This window comes from Stenotrophomonas sp. SrG, from assembly GCF_050031795.1.
In the GTDB taxonomy this organism is placed as follows: domain Bacteria; phylum Pseudomonadota; class Gammaproteobacteria; order Xanthomonadales; family Xanthomonadaceae; genus Stenotrophomonas; species Stenotrophomonas rhizophila_A.
The window spans coordinates 1-231 of the sequence record NZ_JBNBBE010001670.1 but is presented as its reverse complement, the minus strand read 5'-3'; the positions used below and the strand labels follow the sequence as shown (position 1 = coordinate 231).

Genomic DNA, 231 nt, shown 5'->3' with positions numbered 1-231 from the left:
TCGCCTCGGCTCCACGCGCGCCTGGTTCTAGCAGGATGCCGAAGACGCAAAAGCCTGGCTGATCGAACGCGGCCTACTCGCCACGTAAAACGGTGTACGATCGCACGCGCGCATGAGCGCGGTAGGGTCGGTCGTCAGACGACTGCCGATACGAAAGATCGGCACGGCGACGCATTGCGCCTCGGCGGAGAAACGCTCTCGGCGGTGCTGGATCCACGCGTAGAGCGCTGG

Annotated in this window: 1 protein-coding gene; it reads right to left on the bottom strand. The window is 64.9% G+C overall.

Annotated elements, in window-relative coordinates:
- Positions 1 to 27 precede the first annotated feature (27 nt).
- Positions 28 to 231 (bottom strand): hypothetical protein (locus ACQG3P_RS25045; RefSeq protein WP_426806552.1); only part of this gene is annotated, 204 nt, incomplete at its 5' end.